The organism is Protaetiibacter sp. SSC-01, from assembly GCF_014483895.1.
Lineage (GTDB): Bacteria > Actinomycetota > Actinomycetes > Actinomycetales > Microbacteriaceae > Homoserinibacter.
Genome location: NZ_CP059987.1, coordinates 2,494,710 through 2,520,336, shown reverse-complemented (window position 1 = coordinate 2,520,336; position 25,627 = coordinate 2,494,710). Strand labels below are relative to the sequence as shown.

Annotated in this window: 23 protein-coding genes, 1 tRNA gene, 1 other RNA gene and 2 pseudogenes; 14 read left to right on the top strand and 13 right to left on the bottom strand. The window is 71.8% G+C overall.

Annotated features, from left to right (window positions below):
• Window positions 1-2: 2 nt before the first annotated feature.
• The 4 genes from H4J02_RS11895 to H4J02_RS11880 form a co-directional block, all read right to left on the bottom strand.
• Window positions 3-854, bottom strand: coding sequence for a PIG-L deacetylase family protein (locus H4J02_RS11895; RefSeq protein WP_187674776.1), 852 nt, complete (start codon window positions 852-854; stop codon window positions 3-5).
• A gap of 101 nt (window positions 855-955) precedes the next feature.
• A complete protein-coding gene (locus H4J02_RS11890) occupies window positions 956-1,963 on the bottom strand; it encodes an SDR family oxidoreductase (protein WP_187674775.1) in 1,008 nt (335 codons plus the stop codon).
• The gene (locus H4J02_RS11885) at window positions 1,960-2,181 is read right to left on the bottom strand and encodes a CDGSH iron-sulfur domain-containing protein (protein ID WP_187674774.1); all 222 of its coding nucleotides are present in this window, start codon (window positions 2,179-2,181) and stop codon (window positions 1,960-1,962) included. The genes H4J02_RS11890 and H4J02_RS11885 overlap by 4 nt, the downstream gene beginning before the upstream one ends.
• Window positions 2,178-3,233: an iron-containing redox enzyme family protein gene (locus tag H4J02_RS11880; RefSeq protein ID WP_262406071.1), complete on the bottom strand. Its 1,056-nt coding sequence runs from the start codon at window positions 3,231-3,233 to the stop codon at window positions 2,178-2,180. Before H4J02_RS11880 ends, H4J02_RS11885 begins: the two co-directional genes overlap by 4 nt.
• A 115-nt stretch (window positions 3,234-3,348) precedes the next feature.
• Between H4J02_RS11880 and H4J02_RS11875 the strand changes: the two genes are divergently transcribed.
• Window positions 3,349-4,623, top strand: a complete 1,275-nt coding sequence (locus H4J02_RS11875; protein ID WP_187674773.1) for a saccharopine dehydrogenase family protein — start codon at window positions 3,349-3,351, stop codon at window positions 4,621-4,623.
• A gap of 3 nt (window positions 4,624-4,626) precedes the next feature.
• The gene (locus H4J02_RS11870; RefSeq protein WP_187674772.1) at window positions 4,627-5,244 is read left to right on the top strand and encodes a GNAT family N-acetyltransferase; all 618 of its coding nucleotides are present in this window, start codon (window positions 4,627-4,629) and stop codon (window positions 5,242-5,244) included.
• A 57-nt stretch (window positions 5,245-5,301) separates the two neighbouring features.
• On the opposite strand, the gene H4J02_RS11865 is transcribed toward H4J02_RS11870, so the two are convergent.
• A complete protein-coding gene (locus H4J02_RS11865) occupies window positions 5,302-5,943 on the bottom strand; it encodes a hypothetical protein (RefSeq protein ID WP_187674771.1) in 642 nt (213 codons plus the stop codon).
• Between the two features lie 38 nt (window positions 5,944-5,981).
• Here H4J02_RS11865 and H4J02_RS11860 point away from each other — a divergent pair, with 38 nt between their 5' ends.
• The 4 genes from H4J02_RS11860 (at window position 5,982) to H4J02_RS11845 (ending at window position 9,984) form a co-directional block, all read left to right on the top strand.
• A complete protein-coding gene (locus H4J02_RS11860; RefSeq protein ID WP_187674770.1) occupies window positions 5,982-6,776 on the top strand; it encodes an ABC transporter ATP-binding protein in 795 nt (264 codons plus the stop codon).
• A 26-nt stretch (window positions 6,777-6,802) separates the two neighbouring features.
• Window positions 6,803-8,341, top strand: coding sequence for a hypothetical protein (locus H4J02_RS11855; protein ID WP_262406070.1), 1,539 nt, complete (start codon window positions 6,803-6,805; stop codon window positions 8,339-8,341).
• Window positions 8,342-8,664: 323 nt separating this feature from the next.
• Complete coding sequence (locus tag H4J02_RS11850; RefSeq protein ID WP_187674768.1) at window positions 8,665-9,486, top strand: hypothetical protein; 822 nt, start codon at window positions 8,665-8,667, stop codon at window positions 9,484-9,486.
• 105 nt (window positions 9,487-9,591) lie between these two features.
• Window positions 9,592-9,984: a PPOX class F420-dependent oxidoreductase gene (locus tag H4J02_RS11845; protein ID WP_187674767.1), complete on the top strand. Its 393-nt coding sequence runs from the start codon at window positions 9,592-9,594 to the stop codon at window positions 9,982-9,984.
• A 164-nt stretch (window positions 9,985-10,148) separates the two neighbouring features.
• Here the strand turns inward: H4J02_RS11845 and H4J02_RS11840 are convergent.
• Window positions 10,149-10,233 (bottom strand) — tRNA-Ser (locus H4J02_RS11840).
• Between the two features lie 117 nt (window positions 10,234-10,350).
• Window positions 10,351-10,447: signal recognition particle sRNA small type (gene ffs / locus H4J02_RS11835), an RNA gene on the bottom strand.
• A 64-nt stretch (window positions 10,448-10,511) separates the two neighbouring features.
• Here ffs and H4J02_RS14130 point away from each other — a divergent pair.
• Window positions 10,512-11,810: pseudogene (locus H4J02_RS14130) on the top strand (DNA polymerase III subunit gamma and tau); the annotation flags it as partial.
• Here the strand turns inward: H4J02_RS14130 and H4J02_RS14125 are convergent.
• A pseudogene (locus tag H4J02_RS14125) lies at window positions 11,708-12,061 on the bottom strand (hypothetical protein); the annotation flags it as partial. The pseudogenes H4J02_RS14130 and H4J02_RS14125 sit on opposite strands and share 103 nt — an antisense overlap.
• A gap of 763 nt (window positions 12,062-12,824) precedes the next feature.
• Between H4J02_RS14125 and recR the strand changes: the two are divergent.
• Together recR and H4J02_RS11820 are read left to right on the top strand one after the other, a co-directional pair.
• A complete protein-coding gene (recR, locus tag H4J02_RS11825; protein ID WP_187674765.1) occupies window positions 12,825-13,421 on the top strand; it encodes a recombination mediator RecR in 597 nt (198 codons plus the stop codon).
• 24 nt (window positions 13,422-13,445) lie between these two features.
• Window positions 13,446-13,730, top strand: coding sequence for a SemiSWEET family transporter (locus tag H4J02_RS11820; protein ID WP_187674764.1), 285 nt, complete (start codon window positions 13,446-13,448; stop codon window positions 13,728-13,730).
• On the opposite strand, the gene H4J02_RS11815 is transcribed toward H4J02_RS11820, so the two are convergent.
• Entirely contained in the window at window positions 13,727-14,062 is a 336-nt protein-coding gene (locus tag H4J02_RS11815; protein WP_187674763.1) for a hypothetical protein, read from the bottom strand. The two genes, H4J02_RS11820 and H4J02_RS11815, sit on opposite strands and share 4 nt — an antisense overlap.
• A 492-nt stretch (window positions 14,063-14,554) precedes the next feature.
• On the opposite strand from H4J02_RS11815, the gene H4J02_RS11810 reads away from it, so the two are divergent.
• Entirely contained in the window at window positions 14,555-15,820 is a 1,266-nt protein-coding gene (locus tag H4J02_RS11810) for an aspartate kinase (RefSeq protein ID WP_187674762.1), read from the top strand.
• Window positions 15,821-16,181: 361 nt separating this feature from the next.
• Here the strand turns inward: H4J02_RS11810 and H4J02_RS11805 are convergent, their stop codons facing one another.
• From H4J02_RS11805 to H4J02_RS11795, 3 genes are read right to left on the bottom strand one after another with little or no spacing between them, the layout of a single operon-like run.
• On the bottom strand, window positions 16,182-16,448 hold the full coding sequence (locus H4J02_RS11805) for a hypothetical protein (protein ID WP_187674761.1): 267 nt from the start codon (window positions 16,446-16,448) through the stop codon (window positions 16,182-16,184).
• A 9-nt stretch (window positions 16,449-16,457) separates the two neighbouring features.
• Window positions 16,458-17,771 (bottom strand): TFIIB-type zinc ribbon-containing protein, encoded by a 1,314-nt coding sequence (locus H4J02_RS11800; protein WP_187674760.1) that lies wholly within the window; start codon window positions 17,769-17,771, stop codon window positions 16,458-16,460.
• 15 nt (window positions 17,772-17,786) lie between these two features.
• Window positions 17,787-18,950 carry an SHOCT domain-containing protein gene (locus tag H4J02_RS11795; RefSeq protein ID WP_187674759.1) on the bottom strand — a complete coding sequence of 388 codons (1,164 nt, stop codon included), beginning with the start codon at window positions 18,948-18,950 and terminating at the stop codon, window positions 17,787-17,789.
• A gap of 182 nt (window positions 18,951-19,132) precedes the next feature.
• Here H4J02_RS11795 and H4J02_RS11790 point away from each other — a divergent pair, with 182 nt between their 5' ends.
• On the top strand, window positions 19,133-20,200 hold the full coding sequence (locus tag H4J02_RS11790) for an aspartate-semialdehyde dehydrogenase (protein ID WP_187674758.1): 1,068 nt from the start codon (window positions 19,133-19,135) through the stop codon (window positions 20,198-20,200).
• Between the two features lie 974 nt (window positions 20,201-21,174).
• Here the strand turns inward: H4J02_RS11790 and H4J02_RS11785 are convergent.
• Window positions 21,175-21,777, bottom strand: a complete 603-nt coding sequence (locus H4J02_RS11785) for a MerR family transcriptional regulator (RefSeq protein WP_187674757.1) — start codon at window positions 21,775-21,777, stop codon at window positions 21,175-21,177.
• Between the two features lie 48 nt (window positions 21,778-21,825).
• Between H4J02_RS11785 and H4J02_RS11780 the strand changes: the two genes are divergently transcribed.
• The 3 genes from H4J02_RS11780 (at window position 21,826) to H4J02_RS11770 (ending at window position 25,626) form a co-directional block, all read left to right on the top strand.
• Entirely contained in the window at window positions 21,826-22,251 is a 426-nt protein-coding gene (locus H4J02_RS11780) for a hypothetical protein (RefSeq protein ID WP_187674756.1), read from the top strand.
• A 91-nt stretch (window positions 22,252-22,342) separates the two neighbouring features.
• Entirely contained in the window at window positions 22,343-23,770 is a 1,428-nt protein-coding gene (gene mqo / locus H4J02_RS11775) for a malate dehydrogenase (quinone) (RefSeq protein ID WP_397420163.1), read from the top strand.
• Window positions 23,771-24,030: 260 nt separating this feature from the next.
• Window positions 24,031-25,626, top strand: coding sequence for an ABC-F family ATP-binding cassette domain-containing protein (locus tag H4J02_RS11770; protein ID WP_187674754.1), 1,596 nt, complete (start codon window positions 24,031-24,033; stop codon window positions 25,624-25,626).
• Window position 25,627 lies beyond the last annotated feature (1 nt).

The window sequence follows — 25,627 nt, the reverse complement described above, 5'->3', positions numbered from 1 at the left end:
CGCTAGGGCAGCGGCTCCGCGCGCAGGTCGCGCACGTGGTAGAACTCCTCGTCCCACAGCAGGTAGATGAGCCACGTCGGCAGGATGTACGACTCCTGCATGAAGTTCGACTGCGAGGCGTGGATCGTCCAGCCCTCGTGCTTCTTGCCGACCTCGGCCGCCATCGCGTACTCGGGCTTCGGCTGGTTCGCGACGACGCGCGCGCCGACCTCGCCGCCGAACGCCTCGAGCGCCTTCGAGGGGCTGATCGTGTAGACGATGTGGTCGGGGCCGCGGTACGCGCCGCCGCCCGCCGCGACCTCGGCGATCGCGCGCTCGGTGAGCTCGCCCATCTTCATGTGGTCCGCGTGGCCGGTCGCGCCGGACTCCGGCCAGAAGGCGACCACGACATCCGGCTTCACGAGGCGCAGCTCCTCGACGATGCGCTCGACGATCTCGTCGGCATCCGACTCGGGCACGCCGCCGTCGGGGTAGTCCCACACGACGTGCCGGTCGACGCCGAGGTTGAAGCTGTTCTTGAGCGCCTCGGCCTTGCGGATGTCGCCGAGGTCCTCCTGCCGGCCCACGGTCGGCGACTGGTGCCCGGCCTCGCCGCGCGTGGCCGTGATCATCGCGGTGTACGCGCCGTCGCGGTCCTTCGCTCGCCAGAAGAGGCCGTTGACGGTCTGCTCGTCGTCGGGGTGCGCGAACACCCCGAGCACGCGTGTGCCTCCGAGCTCGCCGATCACCGAGTCGACCCCGCGCGCGGTGGGCTCGTAGAAGAGGGAGCGGCCGGCCCAGTAGAGGCCGCCGACGAGGAGGGCGAGCACGCCGGCGACGACGCCGGTCGTGATGAGGGCGCGCTTCCTGCGCATGGTGCTCCGATCGATGCGAGGCGCCGGGGCGCTCGCGGGATCGGGCGCCGTCGACGCCGACGGGTTCCGCCGAGCCTACCCGCGCCGCGCCGTGTCGCCGATCAGCGCGCGACGCGTCGCAGCACGACGCCCGCCGCGACGGCCGCCGCGATCCCGACGCCGAGGCCCAGGCGCACGCGGGGGTGCAGCTCGAGCCACGTGTAGACGCTGCGCCGCCCGGGTGCCGGCAGTGCGCCGCCGCGCACGCGGCCGAGGTCGAGGGCGTCGTCGAGGTTGCCGGGCTCGTACGGCGCGGGGTTCTCGCCGCGCATGAGACGGATGCCGACCCGCCCGAGCGCGACGTCGAGCGCCCGCGGGGCGAGCGCCTGCAGCACCGCCATGTAGCGCGCCCCGCCGCCCGCGTAGAGGTCGCGCACGGGGTGGGTCGCGGCGAACAGCACGCACTCGGCGGCGACCGCGGGGTCGTAGTACGGGGGAGGGGCCGACGGGTCCTTGCCCATGCGGTTGCGCGTCGTCAGGTAGCCGGGGGTGTCCATGACGGCGGGGAACACGGTCGTCACCGAGACGGGGAAGCCGCGCGCGATGACCTCGCGGCGCACACCGTCCATGAGCGACGCGACGGCGGCCTTCGACGCCGAGTAGGCGCTGTGCATGGGGAGCGTGAGGTACGACTCGGTCGAGGCGATCGCGATGAGCGCGCCGCCGCCCGCGCGCCGAAGTGCCGGCAGGGCCGCGTGCGCGCCGTTCACCTGGCCCAGGAAGTTGACGTCCATCATGCGGCGGAAGTCGGATGCCGGGGTGTCCTCGAACGCGCCGTAGACCATGGCGCCCGCGTTGCCGACCCACGTGTCGATGCGGCCGAACCACTCCTCGGCGAGCGCCGCGGCCCGCTCGACCTGCTCGGGGTCGGCGACGTCGCACACGACGCGGCGGATCGCGCCGCCCTCGGACGCGACCTGCGCGACGAGGCTCTCGAGCGCATCCTCGTTCCGCGCGACGGCGACGACCGTGGCGCCCGCGCGCGCGAACCGCAGGGCGGCCTCGCGCCCCACGCCGCTCGACGCGCCCGTGACGACGACGACCTGCTCCGCGAGCGGCTTGAGCCTCATCGCGCGGGCTCCTCCGGCTCGGTCGTGCGGAAGCCGACGACCTTGTGCGTGCCGTCGCAGTAGGGCTTGATCGTCGACACCCCGCAGCGGCACAGGGCGACGGTCGCGCGGTGGCGCGGCACGGGGTGGCCCTCGGCGTCGACGATCTCGACGTCGCCGCGCACGAGCAGCGGCCCGTCCGGGCACGCCGTGATGCGCGCGGGGCGCTCGCCCGTCACGGTCGAGCCTCCGTGGGCTCGCGCAGCGACGAGCGACCCGCCTCCCACGCGTTCAGGATGTGGTCGCCCGCCCAGCCGTCGATCGTGAGGCACGCGGCCGCGCCGAACAGGATGTCGTCGAGCAGCTCGGGCTCGTCCTCGGCGAGGGAGCCCGCGAGGTCGCGGCCCGCGATCTGCTCGTGCACGGCATCCGCCTCGACGTGCTCGTCGTAGTAGTCGGCCACGACGTCGTCGAAGCCGACGCGGCGCAGGCCCTCGGCCACGAAGCGGCACGGGATCGACGACGTCATCTCGAACGCCGCGAGGTGCCCGACGGCCGCGCCGCGCAGGCGCCGGTTCATGCCGAACATCGTCATGAGGTTGAACGAGGCGAGCGTGATGGCGGGCACACGGTCGACGTAGGCGCCGTAGCTCGCGTCGAGCCCCGCGTGCCGTAGCGTGCGCGCGTAGAGCTCCTGGTGCATGCGGTCGAAGTCGCCGCCGCCGTACTCGTCGGCCTGGATCTCCATGAGCGCCGCCTTCGCGCGACCCGTCAGCCGCGCGATGGCCCACGAGTGCGCGTCGGCTTCGCGCAGCGTGTAGATGCTGCGCTGCATAAGCAGCTCGAGCGCCTGCTCGCGGTCGGCCTTGCGGGCGACGTAGCGCGAGAGGCTCGGGCCGGGGGTCGGCGCGGTGAGCGCGAAGAGCGTCTCGGCGACCGCCTCGGCGCGGGGGAGGGGCGCATCCGGAACCGGCGTGCGCTCGCGCACCGCCGCCTCGAACGCGCGCTCGAGCTCGGTGCGCGCTGAGATGAGGTCGACGTCCCACTCCCACTCCGCGCCCAGCTGGTCGAGCGAGCCGTAGGCGATCGCGTAGAGGGTGAAGAGCGAGAGCTGCAGGTCGTCGTCGAAGATCGGGTCGTCCGCGCGGGCCGCGTCGCGGGCGAGGGCCGGCAGGCGGTCGGGCCGAGCATCGGGGTCGCCCTCGAGCAGCGCGATGATCGCCGCGCTCAGGGGGCCGCGGGCCTCGAAGGGAAGGCGGGTGCGGATGTCGTGCAGGGTCTGGAACGTCACCCGAACAGGATGTCCCGCACGGCGCGATCACCCGAGGCGGTTGACCCCCGCTCGGCACCGTGGTACCGGCCGTGTCCGGATGCCGCGCCGCCCCCGCGCCCGTTAGCCTCGGCTCATGAGAATCCTGCTGGTGGGGGCGGGCGGTGTCGGCGACGCCATCGCCAAGATCGCCGCCCGTCGCGACTTCTTCGAGACCGTCATCGTGAGCGACTACGACGTCAGTCGCGCCGAGCGCACGATCGCGTGGATCGAGGCCAAGCACGGTCCCCAGGGCGACCGCTTCGTCGCGGCCCGCATCGACGCATCCGACCCCGACGCCGTCGCCGCCGTCGCGCGCGAGCACCGCGCCACCCACGTCATGAACGCCGTCGAGCCGAAGTTCGTGCCGACGATCTTCGCGGGTGCGCTCGCGGCGGGCGCCGACTACCTCGACATGGCGATGAGCCTCTCCGAGCCGCACCCCGAGAATCCCTACAGCGAGACGGGCGTCAAGCTCGGCGACGACCAGTTCGCGCAGGCGCCCGACTGGGAGCAGGCGGGGCGACTCGCCCTCGTCGGCATGGGCGTGGAACCCGGCCTCTCCGACGTCTTCGCGCGCTACGCCGCCGACGAGCTGTTCAGCGAGATCGACGAGCTCGGCACCCGCGACGGCGCCAACCTCGTCGTGCGCGACGACGCCGGCAACGAGATCTTCGCCCCGTCGTTCAGCATCTGGACGACGATCGAGGAATGCCTCAACCCGCCCGTCGTGTGGGAGAAGGACCGCGGCTGGTACACGACCCCGCCGTTCTCTGAGCCCGAGGTCTTTGAGTTCCCCGAGGGCATCGGGCCCGTCGAGTGCGTCAACGTCGAGCACGAGGAGGTGCTGCTCATGCCGCGCTGGCTCGACGCCAAGCGCGTGACGTTTAAGTACGGCCTCGGCGACGAGTTCATCGGCGTGCTCAAGACGCTCAACCTGCTCGGCCTCGACAAGACCGCGCCGCTCCGCGTGCGCAGCGCGAGCGGCCCCGTCGAGGTCGCCCCGCGCGACGTCGTCGCCGCGGCCCTGCCCGACCCCGCCACGATCGGAACCCGGATGACGGGCAAGACCTGCGCGGGAGTGTGGGTGACCGGCACGGGCACCGACGGCTCGCACCGCGAGGTGTACCTGTACCACGTGAGCGACAACGAGTGGACGATGGCCGAGTACGAGAGCCAGTGCGTCGTGTGGCAGACGGCCCTCAACCCCGTCATCGCCCTCGAGCTGCTCGCGACGGGCGTCTGGTCGGGGGTCGGCGTGCTCGGGCCCGAGGCGTTCCCCGCAACCCCGTTCCTCGAGCTCATGGCGAAGCCCGAGGCCGAGGGCGGCTACGGACAGGCCTGGGGCCTCGACGACCGAACGGTCCGCTGAGCCATGAGCAACACCGGGCTGCGCCCCTACCGCTCGGGCGACCTCACGCGCCTGCGTGAGATCTGCGTGCTCACGGGCGCCGCAGGGTCGGATGCGACGGGCCGCTGGTCGACGGACGACCTGCTGCCCGACCTGTTCCTCGAGCCCTACGTGACGGCCTCGCCCGAGTGGGCGTGGGTCGTCGACGAGGGCGACGGGCCTGTCGGCTACCTCGTGGCCGTCCCGAGCACGCGCCGTTTCATCCGCTGGTGGCGGGAGAAGTGGACGCCCTGGTTCGCCGACCGCTACCCCGACCCGACCGAGCCCTTCTCGGCCGAGGAGGAGCTCGTCAACCGCGGGCGGCATCCGGAGATCCTCGAGCTGCCCGAGCTCGACGAGTACCCGGCGCACTTCCACATCGACCTGCTGCCGGGCACGCAAGGGCGGGGGTACGGGCGCGCGCTCATCGAGAACATGCTCATCCCCGCGCTCGCCGGAGCGGGCGTGCCGGGCGTGCACCTCACGATGGACCCCGCCAACAAGCCCGCGCGGGCCTTCTACGAGGCCGTCGGCTTCGTCGAGCTGCCGTCGTCGACGCCGCAGGGTCCCGCGCTCGGCCGCTGGATCCCGCCCCGCCGCTAGCTACCCAGGTGGTCGAGGAGCGCCCGCGCAGCGGACGCGTCTCGAGACCGCCGCTAGCTAGAGGAACCGCACCGGCAGGTCGAGCAGCCGCATGACCCAGACGGCGACCGACAGGGCGGCGAGCAGCGCGACCGCGACCACGGCGACCTGCAGCGGACGACGCTGCTCGAACCAGTACGCGGCGCCCGGGTAGGTGCGGAAGAAGTCGCGCGACGCGAGCGCCTCGGGTGCCTCCTCGACCGGCACGGGGAGCGCCGCCGCGAGCGCGCGCAGCTCGTCGTCGCGCCAGAAGTTGCCGCGCATCCGGAACACCCGGCGGCCGTCGTCGCCCGTCACGAGAAGCTGCATGATGGGATCGCGTGCCGCGCCCACGTAGATCGGCACGAGCAGCACACGACGGATGCCGGAGAGCTTCACGCGCACGAGGGGCGTGAAGATGCCGTTGCCGATGAGCTCGTCGTCGGTCACGGCGCAGAACACCCTCAGCTGCCGCCACAGCAGCAGGAGCCCGATGGTCACGACGATCGCGTGGGCGAGCAGCGCGAGGTCGACGCCGCCGCGCGACGACGCGAACCAGTAGACGACCGCGAAGATCGGGGAGGTGCCGAGAAGGATCGACGCGAACGCGTTGCTCAGCAGCGAGGTCTTCGGGCGCACGCGCAGGCGGATGCCGTGCGCCTCATCCGTCTCGACCGCCACGGCACCAGGCTAGACCGCTCCTCGGCTAGCGTTGCCGCATGTCCGCGCCAGCCGCATCCGCGCCAGCCGCATCCGCGCCCCTGCCGGCGCTCGCCCTCGAGGGGCTCGTGAAGCGCTTCGGTCAGAAGCTCGCCGTCGCGGGCGTCGACCTCACCGTGCCCGTCGGCTCGTTCTACGGGCTCGTCGGTCCGAACGGCGCCGGCAAGACGACGACCCTGTCGATGGCGACCGGGCTGCTGCGTCCCGACGCGGGCACCGCATCCGTCCACGGAGTCGACGTGTGGAGCGACCCCGTCGCGGCGAAGCGCATGATCGGCAACCTGGCCGACGGCGTGCGGCTCTTCGACAGGCTCACGGGCGAGCAGCTCATCACCTACACGGGGATGCTGTTCTCCCTCCCGCGCGAGGAGGTCGCCGCGCGCACGTCGGACCTGCTCGACCTGCTCGACCTGCGCGAGGCCGCGGGCACCCCCGTCGCCGACTACTCGGCGGGCATGACGAAGAAGGTCGCCCTCGCGTGCGCCCTCGTGCACGCGCCGCGGCTGCTCGTGCTCGACGAGCCGTTCGAGTCGGTCGACCCGGTCTCGGCGGCGGGCATCGAGGACGTGCTGCGCTCCTACACCGCGAGCGGCGGCACCGTCATCGTGTCGAGCCACTCGATGGACCTCGTGCAGCGCATGTGCGACCACGTGGCGATCATGGCGCAGGGGCGGATGCTCGTGGCCGGCTCCGTCGACGAGGTGCGGGCCGGCGCGAGCCTGCAGGAGCGGTTCCTCGAGCTCGTCGGCGGCCGCACGCGCTCGGAGGGACCCGCGTGGTTGCGACAGTCCTGAGGCTCAGGTACCGCATCCTCGGCAACATGCTCGCCCGGAGCCCGTGGCAGCTCATCGGGTTCGTGTTCGGCGCGATCGGCGCCGCGGGCGGTCTCGCCTTCGCGGCGTTCGCGCTCGCCGTCATCGGGGTGTCGGGGCTCGAGGCCGTGCGGGGCGTCGCGACCGTCGGCGGAGCGCTGCTCGTCGTCGGCTGGTGCGTCGCGCCGCTCATCGCGGGCGGCATCGACACGACGATCGGGCCCGAGCAGCTCGCGCCCTTCCCCATGAGCACGCGGCGGATGATGGTCGCGCTCGCGGTGGTCGGCCTCGCCGGCATCCCCGGCATCGCGACGACGCTCGGTGCCCTCTCGGCGCTGCTCGCGTGGGGACGCTGGCCCGTCGCGCTCCTCGTCGCGCTCGTGTGCCTGCCGCTCGGGGTGCTCACGTGCGTCATCGCGTCGCGCACCGTCGCCTCGTTCTCGTCGCGGGGGAGCGGACGCGTCGGCAACGTCATCGCGCTCGTCGCGTTCGCCGCGATCGTGCTCGCGGGGCCCATCGTGACGGGGCTGCTGGGGGTGCTCTCGGACGGCTCGGGCCGCCTCACGGGGGAGCGCGTCGCCGCGATCGTCGAGGGCATCTCGTGGACCCCCGTCGGCGCGATCTGGGCCGTGCCGGGCGAGCTCGCCGCGGGCCGCGTCGGCGTCGGGCTCGCGAAGCTCGCGGTCGGCATCGCGACCCTCGGCCTGCTCTGGCTGCTGTGGCGACGCAACGTGCTCGCGGCATCCGCATCCGCCCCGCGACGCGTGACGAGCGGACGCGGCGGTCGCCTCGGCTGGTTCGGCGTCGGCCCCACGGGGCAGGTCGGGGCGACGTGGGCGCGGTCGACGCGGTACTGGCTCGCCGATCCGCGCTACTCGCGCAACCTGCTCATCGTCGCGCTGCTTCCCGCCCTCTTCGGTTTCGCCCTCGGCGGACGCGTCGAGGGGGCGCTGTTCGCGTTCGTCGTCGTGCTGCCCGCCGTGCTGCTCGGCCTCGTGCCGTACGCCGACGTCTCCTACGACGGCACGGCGTTCGCATCGGTGCTCGCGACGGGCGTCACCGGGCGGGCCGACCGGCTCGGGCGCCTGCTCGGCGCGGCGACCGCGGCCCTGCCGCTGCTCGTCGTCGTGGCCGTCGTGACGGTCGGCTTCTCCGGCCGCTGGGACCTGCTGCCCGCCGTGCTCGGATGCGCCCTCGGCGCCGAGCTCGCGGGCCTCGGCATCTGCGCGATCAGCTCCGCCTACCTCGTGATCCCCGTGCCGGCGGCGGGCGACAACATCTTCAAGCGCGTGCCCGGTCAGAGCTTCTGGGTGGGCCTCGCGCTCATGGGCTTCACGTTCCTCGCCGCCCTGCTCGTCTCGCCCGCGATCGTGCTCGCCGTGCTCGCGGCGTTCCAGGGCTCGGCGCTGCTCTCGTGGCTCGCGCTGGTGGTGGGGCTGGTGATCGGCGTCGGCGCCGCGGCGGCGGGCGTGGCCCTCGGGGGCCGCGCCTTCGACCGCACGGCGCCCGAACTGCTCGCCCGCATCCGCACGACCTCGGGGTACTGAGGGGCGGGACACCTCACCCGCGGGCCCGTCACCGCTGGTCCCTCACCGCTGGTTGAGTAGCCCCCGAAGGGCGCGTGTCGAAACCAGCCCACGAGTCACCCCCGCCCCGGTTCCGACACCCCCGCGTCGCCGGCCGCTCACGAGCGACCGGACGAGCCACCGCCGTCCCGTCGCGTCCCGCTGATGTCGGGCCTACAGGCCAGATCCGCCGCCGCCGCGCCCGGCAGCGGCATCCGATCGTCCTCAGCCTGTTGCACCTGCGCTCCTCCGCGGAACCCGTCGTCGGCGCCGACGCCGTTGCGGGCGGCCGCCAGCATGACGACGTGACGTTTCGGCTGATCCGTACAGGAGCGCTCCGGGCCGACGGCTGGTCGGAGCGACGCATCCGGGCCGCGGTGGCGGCCGGTGACCTCGCCCGGCTGCGGCCGGGTGCATACGGGCACCCCTGGCTGCCGGATCCGTGCCGATCAGCGGCGCGGATCCAGGGTCGGGTGACGTGCGTGTCGGCGCTCGCGCTCCTCGGCGTCTTCGTACTGCAGACCGACGGGGTGCACGTGCACGTGCCCCGCACGGCGTCGAGGCTGCCCGCCGCCGACGCCTCGATCCGACGCATCCACCGGCGTCGCCTCCTGCGCACGCCCCACCCCGATGCGCTCCTCGTCGAGCCGATCGACGCCCTCGCCGATGCCGTCCGCTGTCAGCCGCCGAGGGCCGCGGTCGCGTCGATCGACTCCGCGCTCCAGCTGGGCGTCCTCCGCGTCGACGAGCTCGACGAGCTGTTCTCCGCGCTCCCGGCGCGGTATCGCCCGCTTCGTCGGCTCGTCGACGGGCGAGCGGAGGCGGGCGGCGAGAGTCTTCTGCGACTCATCGCCCGCGGCATCGGATGTCGCATCGAGTTGCAGGTACTGATCGTCGGGGTGGGGCGGGTAGACATGCTCCTCGATGGGTGGCTCATCCTCGAGTGCGACAGCCGGGCCTTCCATTCCGAGTGGAGCGTGCAACGCAACGACCGTCGCCGCGACCTCGAGGCCGCCCGACAGGGCTACCTCACCCTCCGAGTGATAGCCGAGGATGTGTTCTCCCGGCCTGACGCGGTGCGCGAGGCGGTCGCCGCTCTGATTCGCGCCCGACGCCCGCAGCGCTGACAGGCCGGTCGCGCGCGGTCGAGCACCGCGGCGGGGACGGACACCCATCCAGCCTGTAGTTCCGACGCGCACGAGGCCCGCCGCCGCATCCGCCATCCTGGGAGGGTGCCCACGCCTCCGGATCTCGCCGAGCTCGCGCGCTCGACCTTCGTGCTCCTGACCACCTACCGCCGCAGCGGCGAAGCCGTGCCGACGCCCGTGTGGATCGCCGACGACGGCGAGCGGCTGTACGTGACGACGGGGGCGGAGTCGGGCAAGGTCAAGCGCCTGCGCCACACCCCGCGCGTGACGCTCACCCCGTGCGACATGCGCGGCCGCGTGAAGAACGGCGCGGAGAGCGTCGAAGCCGTCGCCGTGGTCGACGCGAGCTCCGAGATCCGCGAAGCGCTCGACACCGCGATGCTCGCGAAGTACGGCATCCAGTACCGGATCGCGCGGTCGGGGGAGCGCACGGGGCGGCCTCGGGAGTCGGTGGCGTTGCTGATCACGCGCGCGTAGAGCGTCGGTTGCGGAGGATGGGGGATTCGTCCCACCGCCCCCTCCACACGCGGCTGCGCCGCGCTTGGAGCCTCTGGGCGGCGGGGCCCACCCGAGGCTTCGAATCCGCGGCATCAGAAAATGCGTCAGGGGCCGACCCTGTGGGCCGACCCCTGACGCATGAGCGGAGGATGGGGGATTCGAACCCCCGAGGGCTTTCACCCAACACGCTTTCCAAGCGTGCGCCATAGGCCACTAGGCGAATCCTCCTGGCGCCATCGGCAGACGGCGTCCCGTCCAGCATACCGGCGCCAGGAACCGAGCGGAGCCGGGCGCTCGCGCGCGGCCGGTGGAGCGTGCGCCGCGGATTATCGCGGCGCCGTTAAACACAGGGACCCCCCGCGCACCCGCCAGAGCCCGGTTACCCTTGCTGCGTTTCCGCCCTGGGGGAGTTGGCCTGGATGGCGCCACGCGGGGAGCCGCAGACGAGTCTACCGGTATAAAGCGGGGGCCCGGTCAGGGTCGGTCGCGCCGACTACTCTTGACGCGTGGTCACCGCCCTCTACCGTCGCTATCGCCCGGAGACGTTCGCCGAGCTGATCGGGCAGACGCAGGTGACCGATCCGCTCCGCACCGCCCTCCGCACCGACCGCGTCGGGCATGCGTACCTCTTCTCCGGCCCCCGCGGATGCGGCAAGACGACGAGCGCGCGCATCCTGGCCCGCTGCCTCAACTGCGCCGAGGGCCCCACCGACACCCCCTGCGGGAAGTGCGCGAGCTGCGTCGAGCTCGCCCGCGACGGCGGCGGTTCGCTCGACGTCATCGAGATCGACGCCGCGAGCCACAACGGCGTCGACGACGCCCGCGACCTGCGCGACCGCGCCGCCTTCGCCCCCGCGCGCGACCGCTACAAGATCTTCATCCTCGACGAGGCCCACATGGTCACGCCGCAGGGCTTCAACGCCCTGCTCAAGCTCGTCGAGGAGCCGCCGGAGCACGTGAAGTTCATCTTCGCGACGACCGAGCCCGAGAAGGTCATCGGCACCATCCGCTCCCGCACCCATCACTACCCGTTCCGGCTCGTGCCGCCCGCCCAGATGCTCGACTACCTGCAGCACCTGTGCGGCGAGGAGGGCATCGAGGTCGAGGGCGGCGTGCTGCCCCTCGTCGTGCGCGCGGGCGGCGGCTCGGTGCGCGACACCCTCTCGCTGCTCGATCAGCTCATTGCAGGCTCCGAGGGCAACCTCGTCCGCTACGAGCGCGCGGTCGCCCTGCTCGGCTACACGCACGGCGCCCTGCTCGACGAGATCGTCGACGCGCTCGCGGCGCGCGACGCGCAGGGCGTGTTCGCGGGCGTCGACCGCGTCATCCAGACGGGGCAAGACCCGCGCCGCTTCGTGGAAGACCTGCTCGAGCGCCTGCGCGACCTCATCGTCGTCGCCGCCACCCGCGACCAGGCGGGTGCCGTGCTGCGCGGCGTGCCCGCCGACGAGATCGAGCGGATGCAGCACCAGGCCGCCGCGTACGGTCCCGTCGAGCTGTCGCGCGCCGCCGACGTCGTCAACTCCTCGCTCACCGAGATGACGGGCGCCACCTCGCCGCGCCTCCACCTCGAGCTCATGGCCGCGCGCCTGCTCGTGCCGTCGTCCGACGACACCGAGCGCGGCACCCTCGCCCGCGTCGAGCGTCTCGAGCGCCGCATCGGCATCGAGGGAGCGGATGCCGCCCCCGCAGCCGCGGCCCCCGCACCCTCCGCGCGCCCCGCCGCATCCGCGCCCGCGCCGTCGGCCCCCGCCGCGTCGACCCCGGCGCCCGCCACGAAGGACGAGGCCCCCGAGCTCTCGGTGGCCACGGCTGCCGCAGCCGCAACCCACGTCGCCGAGCCCCCGGCCCCCACCTCCACCCAGATGGTCGAGGAGCGCGTCGCCGACGGCGGCACGCGTCGTCTCGACCAGCTCGATACGGCGATCGAGACCACCGCCCCCGCAGACCCTGAGCCCACCAAGCCGTCCCGCGCCCCCCGGGACCCCGCGGCCCCCGTGACCCTCCAGCAGCTCCGCGACGCGTGGCCCGAGATCCTCGAGATCGTGCAGGGCATCAAGCGCGGCTCGTGGATGGTCGTCTACACGTCGACGCCGCGCGCCTACGACGGCGCCAACGAGGTGCTCACGCTCACCTTCCCGAGCGACAACGACGTGCAGAGCTTCCGCCAGTCGCAGGGCGCGGGCGAGAGCGTCAGCGAGCACCTCCGCCAGGCGATCGTGCAGGTGCTCGGCGTCCGCGTGAAGTTCATCGCGCGCGTCGAGGGCGGCGCCCCCGCGGTCGCGAGCCCGGCCGCATCCGCTCCCACGGCATCCGCACCCGAGGTGGCGCGCCCGGCCGCGCAGCGTCCCGCATCCGCCCCGAGCCCCGCATCCGCTCCCGCGCCCGCCGCGACGGGCTGGAACGTCACGCCCATCCCGGGCTCAGCGCCGGCGTCCGCGCCGAGCGACGACGACGCACCGCCACCGGCCGACGAGGAGCCTCCGCCACCGGACGACGAGCCGCCCTACCCGCAGCCCGACGAGCGCCCCGCGCCCGTGCGTGCCGCGGGGTCCGCACAGGCGGCGCCCGCCCGCGCCGACCAGCCCGAGAAGCCCGGCAAGCCCGCGCAGGCCCAGAGGCCCGCGCAGCAGCGCGCCTCGAGCAACCCCAACCGCCCCGGCCGCTACGGCGAGGCCGTCGTGCGGGAGGTGCTCAAGGCGAGCTTCATCGAAGAGGTGCAGCTGAACCCCCGCGACCGCCCCGTGCGCCTCGTCGAGGAGCCCGGCCCGGCCGGAGCAGCATCCGTGTCCGCCGACCGCGACAGCGAGGCGTAGCCCGTGTACGAGGGAATCGTCCAGGACCTCATCGACGAGCTCGGCAAGCTCCCCGGCATCGGCCCGAAGTCGGCCCAGCGCATCGCGTTCCACATCCTGCAGACCGAGAGCTTCGACACCACACGGCTGGCCGAGATCCTCACGGTCGTGCGCGAGAAGGTCAAGTTCTGCCAGATCTGCGGCAACGTCTCCGAGCAGGAGACGTGCGCCATCTGCCGCGACCCGCGCCGCAACGCCGCCGTCATCTGCGTCGTCGAAGAGGCGAAGGATGTCGTGGCGATCGAGCGCACGCGCGAGTTCCGGGGGCTCTACCACGTGCTCGGCGGCGCCATCAGCCCCATCGACGGCATCGGTCCGGACGACCTCCGCATCCCGCAGCTCCTCAAGCGTCTCGCCTCCACAGAGGTCACCGAGGTCATCATCGCGACCGACCCGAACCTCGAGGGCGAGGCGACCGCCACCTACCTCACGCGCCTGCTCGTGCAGCCCGGGCTCACGGTCTCGCGCCTCGCATCCGGCCTGCCGGTCGGTGGAGACCTGGAATACGCAGACGAGGTCACGCTCGGGCGGGCCTTCGAGGGGCGTCGCGTCGTCGACTAGCCCCGCCGGCCTCCGGGATGTCACATGGACGCCGTCACCGTCATCGGACTCGTCGCGGGGGCGGGCACCACGTTCGCCGCGCTGCCCGACCTCGTCACCATGCTGAGACGCCGATCCAGTCGCGGCATGAACCCGCGCATGGCGGCGATCACCGGCAGCTTCCAGATCCTCTGGGTCGTCTACGGGGCGTTCATCGGGTCCACCTCGGTCGTGCTGTGGAACGTCGTCGCGGTCGTCGTGAACTCGCTCACGGTCGCGGCGTTCCTCGCCTTCCGGCGCCGAGAGCGGCCCCGGGCGGATGCCGTCTAGGCCGGCGGGGTCTGGCAGATCCAGTCTTCGGCGCAGTACACGACCCCGTCGTCGAACGCGATCAGCTGGAAGTTGACGCTCGGGATGTAGTTGAACAGCGAGGGCGTCGTGGTGTCGCCGACGAAATCGATCGTCTCACCGGAGTCGAGGTGGATGTAGAAGCTCGCGGTCGTCTGCGAGCCGGTGCCGGTGTACAGGGCCCCGATACTGCCGGGGACAAGGGTGCTGTCGTTCTTGAGGGCACCGGTCTGCACGAGGGCTGACGGCCCCGTCGCGGGCGCGACGAGCGAGTACGACACGAGATAGGTGCCGGAGTGGCGGGCCGTGAACACCAGTCGGGAGTCCTGCGCGATCCTGAACAGATTCCCCGTGCCGGAGGTGCCCGCGCCGACGCCCTGGAGGAGAGGGGCCGTGGAGTCGGCGCCGATCGCCTGGTACCGGGGTGCGAGCCAGTAGAACCCCTGGACGTACCGCTGGGCGTCCTTGCCGTCCCGTCGCGGCCGTCGACGCCATCGGCTCCGTCCGCGCCGTCCTCCTCGTCGGCGCCATTCCGCCCGTCGGCTCCCTGGGCGCCGTCGGCCCCGGCCTTGCCGTCCCGACCGTCTTCGCCATCGACGCCGGCCGCACCTGCCGGACCCCGCATCAGCTGTGCGGGCACGCGGGGTCCTTTCGTCGGGGGCGACGTCATTGTGACGGAGGCTCATGTCCCAGTCGAAAGCCCCCGTCCGAGGGGTCGCCGCTCGGGCGGTCGATCCCCCGTGCGCGGAGCGGCATCCGGGGCTCGGTAGGATTTCCTTCGTTCCCCACCCCAGGAGTCGCTCCCCGTGTCCCTCATCGTCCAGAAGTTCGGCGGCTCGAGCGTCGCCGACGCCGAGAGCATCAAGCGGGTCGCGAAGCGCATCGTCGAGACCCGCAAGGCCGGCAACGAGGTCGTCGTCGCCGTCTCCGCGATGGGTGACACGACCGACGAGCTCATCGACCTCGCCCACCAGGTCTCTCCCATCCCCGACGCGCGCGAGATGGACATGCTGCTCACGACGGGCGAGCGCATCTCGATGGCGCTGCTCGCGATGGCGATCCGCGACATGGGCTACGAGGCGCGCTCCTACACGGGCAGCCAGGCGGGCATGATCACGGATGCGCAGCACGGCGCCGCGCGCATCGTCGACGTCACTCCGGGTCGCGTGCGTGAGGCGCTCGACGAGGGTGCCATCGCGATCGTCGCGGGCTTCCAGGGCTTCAACCGCGACAGCCGCGACATCACGACGCTCGGCCGTGGCGGCTCCGACACGACCGCCGTCGCTCTCGCCGCCGCGCTCGGCGCGGATGTCTGCGAGATCTACACCGACGTCGACGGCGTCTTCACCGCCGACCCGCGCGTCGTGCCGAAGGCACACAAGCTCGACCGCGTCACGAGCGAGGAGATGCTCGAGCTCGCGGCAGCGGGCGCGAAGGTCCTGTACATCCGGGCGGTGGAGTACGCGCGCCGGCACGGCGTGACGCTGCACGTGCGCTCGTCGTTCAACAACAACGAAGGCACCTGGGTCGTCAACCAGGTGGAGGGAGAAACCGTGGAAGAGCCCATCATCACGGGCGTCGCCGGCGACCTCAGCGAGGCCAAGATCACCGTCGTGGGCGTCCCCGACGTGCCCGGCAAGGCCGCGGAGATCTTCACCATCGTCGCGAAGACCGGCGCCAACATCGACATGATCGTGCAGAACGTGTCGGCCGCCGCCACGGGTCTCACCGACATCTCGTTCACCCTCCCGAAGGCGGAGGGCGAGAAGGTGCTCACGGCTCTGCGCGCCGAGCAGCAGGAGACGGGCTTCCAGTCGCTGCAGTACGACGACCAGATCGGCAAGCTCGCCGTCGTGGGCGCCGGTATGCGCACGAGCTCGGGCGTCTCGGCTCTGCTGTTCCGGGCGCTTTCGGATGCGGGCATCAACATCGAGATGATCTCCACCTCCGAGATCCGCATCTCGGTCGTCACGCGCGCCGACACCCTGCCCGACGCGATGCGCGTCGTGCACACGGCGTTCGGCCTCGACGGCGACACCGAGGCCGTGGTGTATGCAGGAACCGGGCGCTAAAGGCGAAGGCCATTTCTGGCCTTCGCGCACCCGGTTCCCGGCGCCGTCTCGGCGCCGGAGGGCGCTAAAGGCGAAGGCCATTTCTGGCCTTCGCGCACCCGGTTCCCGGCGCCGTCTCGGCGCCGGAGGGCGGTAACCGTACCCCTCCTCCCCGCCGACGGCAAGGCCGGTGCGGTGACGCGCGCTCGCGCGTTCACTGGGTCGTACGACACGACCCCCGGGAGGGAATCATGAGCGGAACGACCCCCGCCGACAAGCCGTCGCAGGCCGAGGGAGACGTCGGCGACGACGAGCTCACACAGGGTGACCCGCAGCCCGACGACGCGGGCGACGCCGGCTGACCGGCGCGGCGCCAGAAGAGTCAGAGCCGCTGACGCGGCTTGTCGTCGTTGCGCCCCTGGATCCAGCGCTTCGTCGTGCCGTTGTTCTCGCCGACCTTGACGTCCTCGCCCGTGAGGTTCGAGACGACGACCTCGGTCTCGCGCTCGAACGAGTGGCTCTTGTCGGTGTTGCGGTACGCCATCCACATGGCGCCGTAGAACGCGGACGCGCCGACGGGGCCGAGGGCGAGCAGCCAGCCGGGCCAGTCGCTCTCGGCGGTGATGATGGCGATCGTGAGCTCGAGCATCCGTTCCCCCTAGAAGTTCCAGAGCACCCAGACCGCGAAGGCCTCGAGCACGGTGCCGACGGTGAAGGAGGCGAGCAGCAGCTTGGGCACGCTCACGGGGATGCTGCCCATCGTCTCGCCGGTGCGCCCGTTGACGGCGATGTAGTGCAGGAACTCGTTGCCATTCGGCTTCTTCTCGTAGTACGAGTAGAGCCACACGGGCAGCAGCACCGACACCCAGCGGGTGCCCTTGAGTTCGAGCGCCTCGCTCTCCCAGCGGACGCCGCGGTCGTACGTGGTCGCGTCGGTGGCCTTCTGGCGGGCGATGCTGAGCATCTGGTGCTGCGCGACGGGCATGACGGCGTCGACGTTGAGGTCGCGTTTCTCCGAGGTGTAGCTGCCCATGTAGTTGGCGTCGTACTTGACCGCGTTCTTGGTGTCGAACGGCAGGATCGTGTTGATGACGTTGTTGGTGTTGCGCTTCGTGTCGTGGTCGGCGCGTGACGACGACGACTCGATCGTGAGGTCGTCGACGGTGAAGTCGAAGCTGCGGGCCACGCGGTACACGTCGGCGTCGTAGTACGTCGTCTTGTTGTTGTCGGAGCCGCGCTGGTACTGGCGGGTCTTGATCTCGCCGAAGCCCGCGACGTCGGCGTGCGCGTTGCCGTCGACGAGCAGGTAGGGCATGTAGACGCCGACGACGTTCTCGGGCGTGAACTCCGCCTTGAAGCGCTTGTGGGCGAAGAGGCGGCGCTTGTTGGCGAACTTGCGCACCTGCTCGACCGCCTGCTCGTGCGTCAGGCGGAACGGGAGCACGGCATCCGGTACTGCGCCGTTCGGGATCTGCGTCTGCTGCGAGAGCACCTGCCGGCACCAGTGGCACCGCGACTGCAGCTGGCTCTCGGTGTTGATGACCACCTCGGCGCCGCAGCCCTGACACTTGAGCGTGATGATGTTCGACGCGTCGCGGTCGATGTCGCTCACGCCCGTCGTGACGACGATGCCTTCGAGGTGCTCGATGGGGGAGTCGAAGCCGACGCTCTGCATGAAGTTCGCGGCGACCCACTCGAAGCGGCAGAACGCGCAGCGCAGGTTGTCGCTGCCCGGCACCGGTCCGATCTCGGCCGAGCCGCAGCGCGGGCACTTCGTGAGGCCGTCGCCCTTCGCGTTGGACGTGTCGATCGGGCGGTCGTCGGCGAGCGCCTCCTGCAGCTCCGGCGGCACGGCGGGGGTGGCCGGGGCAGCGGAAGCAGCGGATGCCGGGGCTGCGTCGGGCGCAGCGGCCTGCGCCGCCGGGTCGACCGGCGGCACAGGCGGCTGAGGCGTGGTGGTCGGGTCGCTCATCGCCGTGCGGAGTCCTTAGCTGCCGAGGACCTTGGCCTTGAGGGCGTCGTAGTCCTCCTGCGTGATGAGGCCCGCGTCGAGCATCTGCTTCGCCTGCGTGAGCTTCGCCACCGGGTCGTCCGCGGCGGGAGCGGCCGACGCGGCCGGCGCTGCGGGGGCGACGGGCTGCTGGAGGCCGGCGAGCCCGCCGAGCGATCCGGCCGCCATGCCGACGCCGAGGATGCCGGCTCCGCCGCCCTCGGCGCCCGCCGACTCGATGCCCTGCGCGACCGAGGCCTGCAGGTTCGAGTTGCCGCGGGCACCCGAGAGCGCGTCGGCGCGCTTGACCTTCGACAGCAGCTCGGTCGTGTCGGCGTCGTACTCGATCGAGACGATCGCGGTCGAGACGATCTCGAGGCCGCGGTTGGCCTTCCAGTCGTAGCCCTCCTCGACGGCCTCGGCGAGGCTCTTCGCGAAGCCGAGCGAGTCGGACTGGATCTGGGTGATGCGCGTGCGGCTCGGGTCGTTGGTGTACTTCGAGAACGCCGGGGCGAGCGCCGAGACCACCTCGTTGAACAGCTGCGTCGCCGCGTCGTTGTTCATGTCGGTGAAGTCGAAGACCTGGGCGCCCGTGAGGTACGTGGCGGGCACGAAGTTCTTGACGAAGAGGATCGGGTCGACGATGCGCAGGGTGTACGAGCCGCGCGTCAGTGCGCCGACCTGCGTGCCGAGCCATGCGTCATCCCAGTAGATCTCGCTCTGCGTGCCGAAGCGGTTGTTCGGCAGCTCCTTGAGGCTCACGTAGAACGCGGCCTGCTGCGATCCGGGGATGCCGCCCCGCTTGAAGCGCTCCCAGCTCTGCTTGATGAGAGGGCTGAGGAACCCGTCGCCCGCGAAGATCGACTGGCTGTTCACGTCGTCGGACTGCCAGGTGTAGCCGCCGGCCTCGGCGATGAGACCCGTGATCTCGCCGTCCTGCATCGTGATGAGGCCGTAGCCCTCGGGCACGACGATCTTCGAGCCGTTCGAGATGATGTGCTCGGAGCCCTTGGTGTTGGAGCCGCGACCCGCGTTGGTCTCCTTCTTCACCGCCGGGAACAGCGCCGCCGTGGGCTGCACGTTGGGGATGGTGTAGAAGTCGATCCACTGGTCGGCGAACATGCCGCCGATCGCGCCGCTGAATGCCTTGATGAAGCCCACGAATCACTCCTTCGGGTGGTTTGAGGTCAGATTATCGGGCGCGGGCGTCATCCGTCCTCCCAGGTTCGGATGCCGCCGCCCTGGATCCCGGAACTGGGGCAGACGAGGAGGGTGACCGGATCTCGTCGAACCCTGGCCGTCGTCCGCCGGAAACACAGCGGGGGCGCCGGTACGATGACCCGGTGAGCAACAACCAGGGCATCCGTCTCGGCGTCGTGGGCGCCACCGGCCAGGTCGGCGCCGTCGTGCGCCGCCTCCTCGTGGAGCGCGACTTCCCGATCGCCGAGATCCGCTTCTTCGCGTCCGAGCGCAGCGCGGGCACGACGCTCCCCTTCAAGGGCGAGGACATCGTCGTCGAGGATGCCGCCACGGCCGACCCGACCGGGCTCGATGTCGCGATCTTCTCCGCGGGCGCCACCATGTCGAAGGTGCAGGCCCCGCGCTTCGCCGCGGCGGGCGTGCTCGTCATCGACAACTCGAGCGCCTGGCGCATGGACCCCGAGGTGCCGCTCGTCGTCTCCGAGGTGAACCCGCACGCGCTCGACGAGGCCGTCAAGGGCATCGTCGCGAACCCCAACTGCACGACGATGGCAGCGATGCCCGTGCTCAAGGTGCTCGACGCGGAGGCCGGTCTCGAGCGCCTCGTCGTCTCGACCTACCAGGCGGTCTCGGGCGCCGGCCTCGCGGGCGGCGAGGAGCTGCTCGAGCAGGCCACGGCGGCGGTGGCTCAGGATGCGATGGGTCTCGTGCACGACGGCGGCGCCGTCGAGCTGCCCGCGCCGGCCAAGTTCCCGCGCAACATCGCCTTCAACGTCGTGCCGCTCGCCGGCTCGATCGTCGACGACGGCCTCGAGGAGACCGACGAGGAGAAGAAGCTGCGCAACGAGTCGCGCAAGATCCTCGAGCTGCCCGAGCTGCTCGTCTCGGGCACGTGCGTGCGCGTCCCCGTCTTCACGGGCCACTCCCTCTCGATCAACGCGACCTTCCGCGAGCCCATCACCCCGCAGCGCGCGCGCAAGCTCCTCGCCGACGCGCCCGGCGTGCAGCTCGCCGACGTGCCCAACCCGCTCGAGGCGGCCGGCGCCGACCCGAGCTTCGTGGGCCGCATCCGCCAGGACCAGTCGGTGCCCGACGGCAAGGGACTCGCGCTCTTCATCTCGAACGACAACCTGCGCAAGGGAGCCGCGCTCAACGCGGTGCAGATCGCGGAGCTCGCGGCGGCGCGGCTCGCGTCGGCGACCACCGCCTGACGTTCGAGCGCCTCGCGCTGTGCGCCACCGCCGGTTGAGCGGCCAGCCCCATCCGTTGGTTGAGTAGCGCCGCGCGCGAAGCGCACGACGCGTATCGAAACCCTCGCACCCGCGTATCAAGTGCGGGTCACGGGATGCGATCCCTCCGCACGTCATCCGTCCCTCGGGTTTCGATACGCCGTGCGTCGCGCCCGCGGCGCGGCGCGGCGCGCGGCACTCAACCAGCGGTGAAGTCGCGCGCGCGAGCGGCATTGCCCGATGGCAGCGGTGCCGCTGGGCACCCCTTATCCGTTGGTTGAGTAGCGCCGCGCGCGGAGCGCGCGACGCGTATCGAAACCCTCGCACCGCGTATCAAGTGCGGGTCACGGGATGCGATCCCTCCGCACGTCATCCGTACCTCGGGTTTCGATACGCCGTGCGTCGCGCCCGCGGCGCGGCGCGCGGCACTCAACCAGCGGTGAACTCGCGCGCGCGAGCGGCATTGCCCGATGGCAGCGGTGCCGCTGGGCACCCCTTATCCGTTGGTTGAGTAGCGCCGCGCGCGGAGCGCGCGACGCGTATCGAAACCCTCGCACCGCGTATCAAGTGCGGGCCAAGGGATGCGATCCCTCCGCACGTCATCCGTCCGTCGGGTTTCGATACGCCGTGCGTCGCCCCCTACGGGCGCGGCGCGCGGCACTCAACCAGCGGTGAAGTCGCGCGCGCGAGCGGCATTGCCCGATGGCAGCGGTGAAGCACGGGGTCGTCCCCATCCCGTTGGTTGAGTAGCGCCGCGCGCGGAGCGCACGACGCGTATCGAAACCCTCGCACCCGCGTATCAACAGCGGGCCAAGGGATGCGCTACCTCCGCACGTCCTCCGTCCGTCGGGTTTCGATACGCCGTGCGTCGCGCCCGCGGCGCGGCGCGCGGCACTCAACCAGCGTGAAGGCGGCGCCGCAATCGCGCTGAGCGTGAGCAAGAGGAAGCGCGGCAGTCAACCGGCGGCGCCGCGCGCCGCGATGTCCTGGTGCGCGAGCCGGCGGAGGGCCGCGAGCACGGGCTCGTGCGCGGCGGTTCCGAGCACGGCGTAGGCGATCGCCGCATCCGGTTCCCGCGGCACGCGCGCGAGGTCGTGCTCGGCGATGGCGTGCACGTGGGGCCCGTAGGCCGCGAGGCGCTCGTCGTCGAGCGGCACGCCCACGGCCTCGGCGGCCGCGAGCGCCTGTTCGAGCTGGCGCGTCGCGACGTGTTCCGGCTCGTACGCCCACCCCAGTCGCTCGATGACGGCGCGGGCGCGCGGGTAGTCGTCGGCCGCCGGGACCGCGGGCGGCAGGTGACCGAGCGCCCGGCCATAGGCGGCGTACAGGTCGGGCCCCGGCTCGTCGACGACGGCGAGCACGCCGCGCGCCTGCTGCACGCTGAGTCCCACAGTCTCAGTGAGGGCCCGGATGACGCCCACGCGTCGCACGTGCGTCTCGTCGTACGCCGAGCGGGTCTGCGACAGGCTCTCGCCGGGGTGGAGCAGCCCCTCGCGCAGGTAGAACTTGAGCGTCGGCACGCTCGCGCCCGTGCGGGCGGACAGCTCGGAGATCAGCACGCGATCACCCCTTGTATTGGATAGTTCCAGTATCTAATATTGGATACCATGACAATCCAACCATGGACCACCATCCTGCTCGGCGCCCTCCTTCTGAGCCTCATCACCGTCGAGTCGGGCGGATGGTTCCTCACGCGCGTGCATCGCGGCGCCATCCCCGCGAACGCCCTGCAGAAGAACTTCTTCCGCGCGGGCCATGGCCACGCGGCCGTGCTGCTCCTGCTGAGCGTCGCCGTCATCCCGCTCCTCGACACCGTGGAGCTGCCGCTCGCCCTCGACCTCGTGGGCCGCTTCGGCATCCCCGTCGCCGCGCTCCTCATGCCCGCGGGCTTCTTCCTCTCCGTGCTCGGGACGGACCCCCAGCGCCCCGGACGAGCCATGGCGCTGCTGTGGATCGGCGCTGGATCGCTCACGATCGGACTCGCCGCCGCGGGCCTTGGGCTCGTGGGCGGGGGTATCGCGCGACTCCCGTAGGACTTTCGGCCGGTCGGAGGCCGTGTGGGGCACACGTAGGATGTAAGGCGTGTCTGAACCCGTCGACGTCGTCCTCATCGGCGGCGGGGTGATGAGCGCCACGCTCGGCTCGCTGCTCCAGCAGCTCGAGCCCGAGTGGTCGATCACCATCCTCGAAGCCCTGCCGGAGGTCGCTCAGGAGAGCTCCAACCCGTGGAACAACGCGGGCACGGGGCACTCGGCGCTGTGCGAGCTCAACTACACGCCCGAGAAGAACGGGCAGATCGACATCACCCAGGCCGTCAAGGTGAACGAGCAGTTCCAGGTGTCGCGCCAGTACTGGTCGTACCTGATCTCGAAGGGGATGCTGCCGGAGCCCACGCGCTTCATCAACCCGGTTCCGCACCTCAGCTTCGTGTGGGGCGAGAAGAACGTCGAGTACCTCCGCAAGCGCTACGAGGCGCTCAAGGACCACCCCCTCTTCCCGGGCCTCGAGTACACGGAAGACGCGCGCGTCATCCGGGAGTGGGCCCCGCTGCTCATCCCGGGTCGCAAGAAGAGCGAGCCCATCGCGGCGACGCGCATCGTCGGCGGCTCCGACGTCGACTTCGGTGCACTCACCGAGCACCTCCTCGACGGCCTCGTCGAGAACGGCGCGACGCTGCGCACCGAGCGTCGGGTCACGGGCCTCAAGCGCCTCAAGGACGGCACGTGGCGCGTATCCGGTCGCCACGAGGTCGGCGGCACGCCCTTCGAGCTCACGGCGCGCTTCGTTTTCGTCGGCGCGGGCGGCGCGGCACTGCACCTGCTGCAGAAGTCGGGCATCAAGGAGATCCGCGGCTACGGCGGCTTCCCCATCAGCGGCGAGTTCCTGCGCACCGACAACCCCGAGATCGTCGCCAAGCACCAGGGCAAGGTCTACGGCAAGGCGTCGGTCGGCGCCCCGCCCATGTCGGTGCCGCACCTCGACACGCGCGTCGTCGACGGCCAGGCGAGCCTGCTGTTCGGGCCGTACGCCGGGTGGACGCCCAAGTTCCTCAAGAACGGCTCGTGGTTCGACCTGTTCGCGTCGATCCGCTGGCACAACCTCGGCACGATGATCGGCGCCGGTCTCAAGAACCTCGACCTCGTGTGGTACCTCGTCACCGAGCTGCTCGCGACGCGCAAGAAGCGCCAGGAGGCGCTGCAGCAGTTCGCGCCGAAAGCCGAGCAGAAGGACTGGTATCTCATCACGGCCGGTCAGCGCGTGCAGATCATGAAGAAGGGCCCCGACGGCAAGGCCGTCATCCAGTTCGGCACGGAGGTCGTGTCGGGCGGAGACGGCTCGATCGCGGGCCTGCTGGGCGCCTCGCCGGGCGCCTCGACGGCCGTGCCGATCATGCTCGACGTGCTGAAGAGGTGCTTCCCCGAGCGCATGACGGGCTGGGAGCCGCGCCTCGAGGAGATGATCCCCTCCTACGGCACGCTCCTCTCCGACACGCCCAAGAAGGCCGCCAAGGAGCTCAAGGACACGGCGAAGGTCCTCGGCCTGGCCGTCTGACGTTTCTTTCCCCCAAACGCTGCAGCGTTTGGCGCCGCGCGCCAGTGATGACTGCCGCGCGGCGCAGAACAGTGCAGCGGATGGTGCGCGAGCGCTTGACGCGCGGGGAGCGGTGACGTAACGTCGCTCCCCGTGAAGCTGTAGCTCCGATCCATCCCCGCGCCCGCGGCATCCGCCCGGCGGGGTTCGTCTCCCCTCCTCTCGAGGGTCGAGCGATCGGACGGCTTCCTTTGCGATCCCCATTCACCCCTTCCCCTGTTGTGCGCGCCGACGGCATCGGCGTCTCCTTCGGCGACCGCCGCGTGTTCGCCGACCTGTCCCTGACCGTGAGCCCCGGGCAGCGCATCGGCCTGCTCGGCGAGAACGGCGCCGGCAAGTCGACACTGCTCGCCGTGCTCGCGGGCGAGCGGGAACCGGATGCCGGCCGCGTCGAGCGTCCCGCCGCATCCGCTCTGCTGCGGCAGGAGGTGCGCACAGCACCGGATGCGCCGCTCACCGCGATCCTCGAAGAGGGACTCGGCGCCGTGCGGGCGCTCGAGGCCGAGCTCGAGGCGGCGGGCGAGGCGCTCGCATCCGGCGACCCTGCGGCAGCGGACCGCTACGCCGAGCTTCTCGAGGCGGCGGATGCGGCCGAGCTCTGGACGCTCGACGCCCGGCGCGACGAGCTGCTCGACGGGCTCGGTGTCGGCCACCTCCCGCTCGACCGTCGCGTCGGCGAGGTGTCCGGCGGGCAGCGCAGCCGCGTCGCCCTCGCGGCGCTGCTGTTGGCCCGGCCGGACGCGCTCCTGCTCGACGAGCCCACCAACCACCTCGACGACGCGGCCGTCGCCTTCCTCGCGGAGCGGCTGCGCGCGTGGCGCGGGCCCGTGCTGTTCGCGAGCCACGACCGCGCATTCCTCGACGAGGTGGCGACGGGGCTCGTCGACATCGACCCGGCGGCGTCCGGGGGCGTGACGCGCTACGGCGGCGGCTACAGCGACTACCTCGCGGCGAAGGCCGCCGAGCGCGCCCGATGGGAGGCGCGCTTCGTCGACGAGGAGCGCGAGCAGGCCCGGCTCGAGGTCACGGTCACGACGACCGAGCGCGCGATGGCGTCGACCCGCGTGCGTCCCGACAACGAGAAGTTCGGCTGGAACATCAAGGCGGCCGGGCGCGAACGGCAGGTGGCGCGCCGCATCCGGAACGCCGCCGTGCGCCTCGACACCTTGCGCGAGGGTCGCGTGGGCGAGCCGCCCGCGCTTCTGAGCTTCGCGGGCATCCCGCGGGGCTCGCACCTGCTCGACGGCGCCGAGCCGCTCGTCACGCTCGAGGGCGCGCGCGTCGACGGGCGCCTGGCCGTCGGCGACCTCGAGGTCGCCCCGGATGCGCGCCTGCTCGTCACGGGCCCGAACGGCGCGGGCAAGTCGACACTCCTCGGCGTGCTCGCGGGACGCATCGCGCCCGACGCGGGTCGCATCACGCGCCGCAAGGGCCTGCGCATCGCCGTGCTCGACCAGGACGTGCGGTGGGCGGATGCGGCGCGCACCCCGCGCGAGCTGTACGAGCGCGCGATGGGGGAGCGTCGGGCGGAGGAGCTGCCGCTCTCGGCGCTCGGCCTGCTCCCCGAGCGCGAGCTCGATCGCCCCGTCGGGCGCCTCTCGATCGGCCAGCAGCGGCGCACGGCGCTCGCGCTCATCGTCGCGCGGCCGCCCCACGTGTTCCTGCTCGACGAGCCCACCAACCACCTCTCGCTCGCCCTCGCATCCGAGCTCGAGGAGGCCCTCGGCGGCTACCCCGGGGCGGTCGTCGTGGCCAGTCACGACAGGTGGTTGCGGCGGCGGTGGGACGGCCAGGAGCTCGCCCTCGCGGCCGCGTGAG

What these genes read in the sequence shown, in the direction of transcription:
- H4J02_RS11860 (WP_187674770.1), top strand. Translation starts at nt 5,982, where the DNA reads ATGTCCGCGCCAGCCGCATCCGCGCCAGCCGCATCCGCGCCCCTGCCG.
- H4J02_RS11800 (WP_187674760.1), bottom strand. Translation starts at nt 17,771, where the DNA reads ATGAGCGACCCGACCACCACGCCTCAGCCGCCTGTGCCGCCGGTCGAC.
- H4J02_RS11895 (WP_187674776.1), bottom strand. Translation starts at nt 854, where the DNA reads ATGCGCAGGAAGCGCGCCCTCATCACGACCGGCGTCGTCGCCGGCGTG.
- H4J02_RS11870 (WP_187674772.1), top strand. Translation starts at nt 4,627, where the DNA reads ATGAGCAACACCGGGCTGCGCCCCTACCGCTCGGGCGACCTCACGCGC.
- H4J02_RS11890 (WP_187674775.1), bottom strand. Translation starts at nt 1,963, where the DNA reads ATGAGGCTCAAGCCGCTCGCGGAGCAGGTCGTCGTCGTCACGGGCGCG.
- H4J02_RS11805 (WP_187674761.1), bottom strand. Translation starts at nt 16,448, where the DNA reads ATGCTCGAGCTCACGATCGCCATCATCACCGCCGAGAGCGACTGGCCC.
- mqo (WP_397420163.1), top strand. Translation starts at nt 22,343, where the DNA reads ATGAGCGCCACGCTCGGCTCGCTGCTCCAGCAGCTCGAGCCCGAGTGG.
- H4J02_RS11855 (WP_262406070.1), top strand. Translation starts at nt 6,803, where the DNA reads ATGCTCGCCCGGAGCCCGTGGCAGCTCATCGGGTTCGTGTTCGGCGCG.
- H4J02_RS11875 (WP_187674773.1), top strand. Translation starts at nt 3,349, where the DNA reads ATGAGAATCCTGCTGGTGGGGGCGGGCGGTGTCGGCGACGCCATCGCC.
- H4J02_RS11820 (WP_187674764.1), top strand. Translation starts at nt 13,446, where the DNA reads ATGGACGCCGTCACCGTCATCGGACTCGTCGCGGGGGCGGGCACCACG.
- H4J02_RS11780 (WP_187674756.1), top strand. Translation starts at nt 21,826, where the DNA reads ATGACAATCCAACCATGGACCACCATCCTGCTCGGCGCCCTCCTTCTG.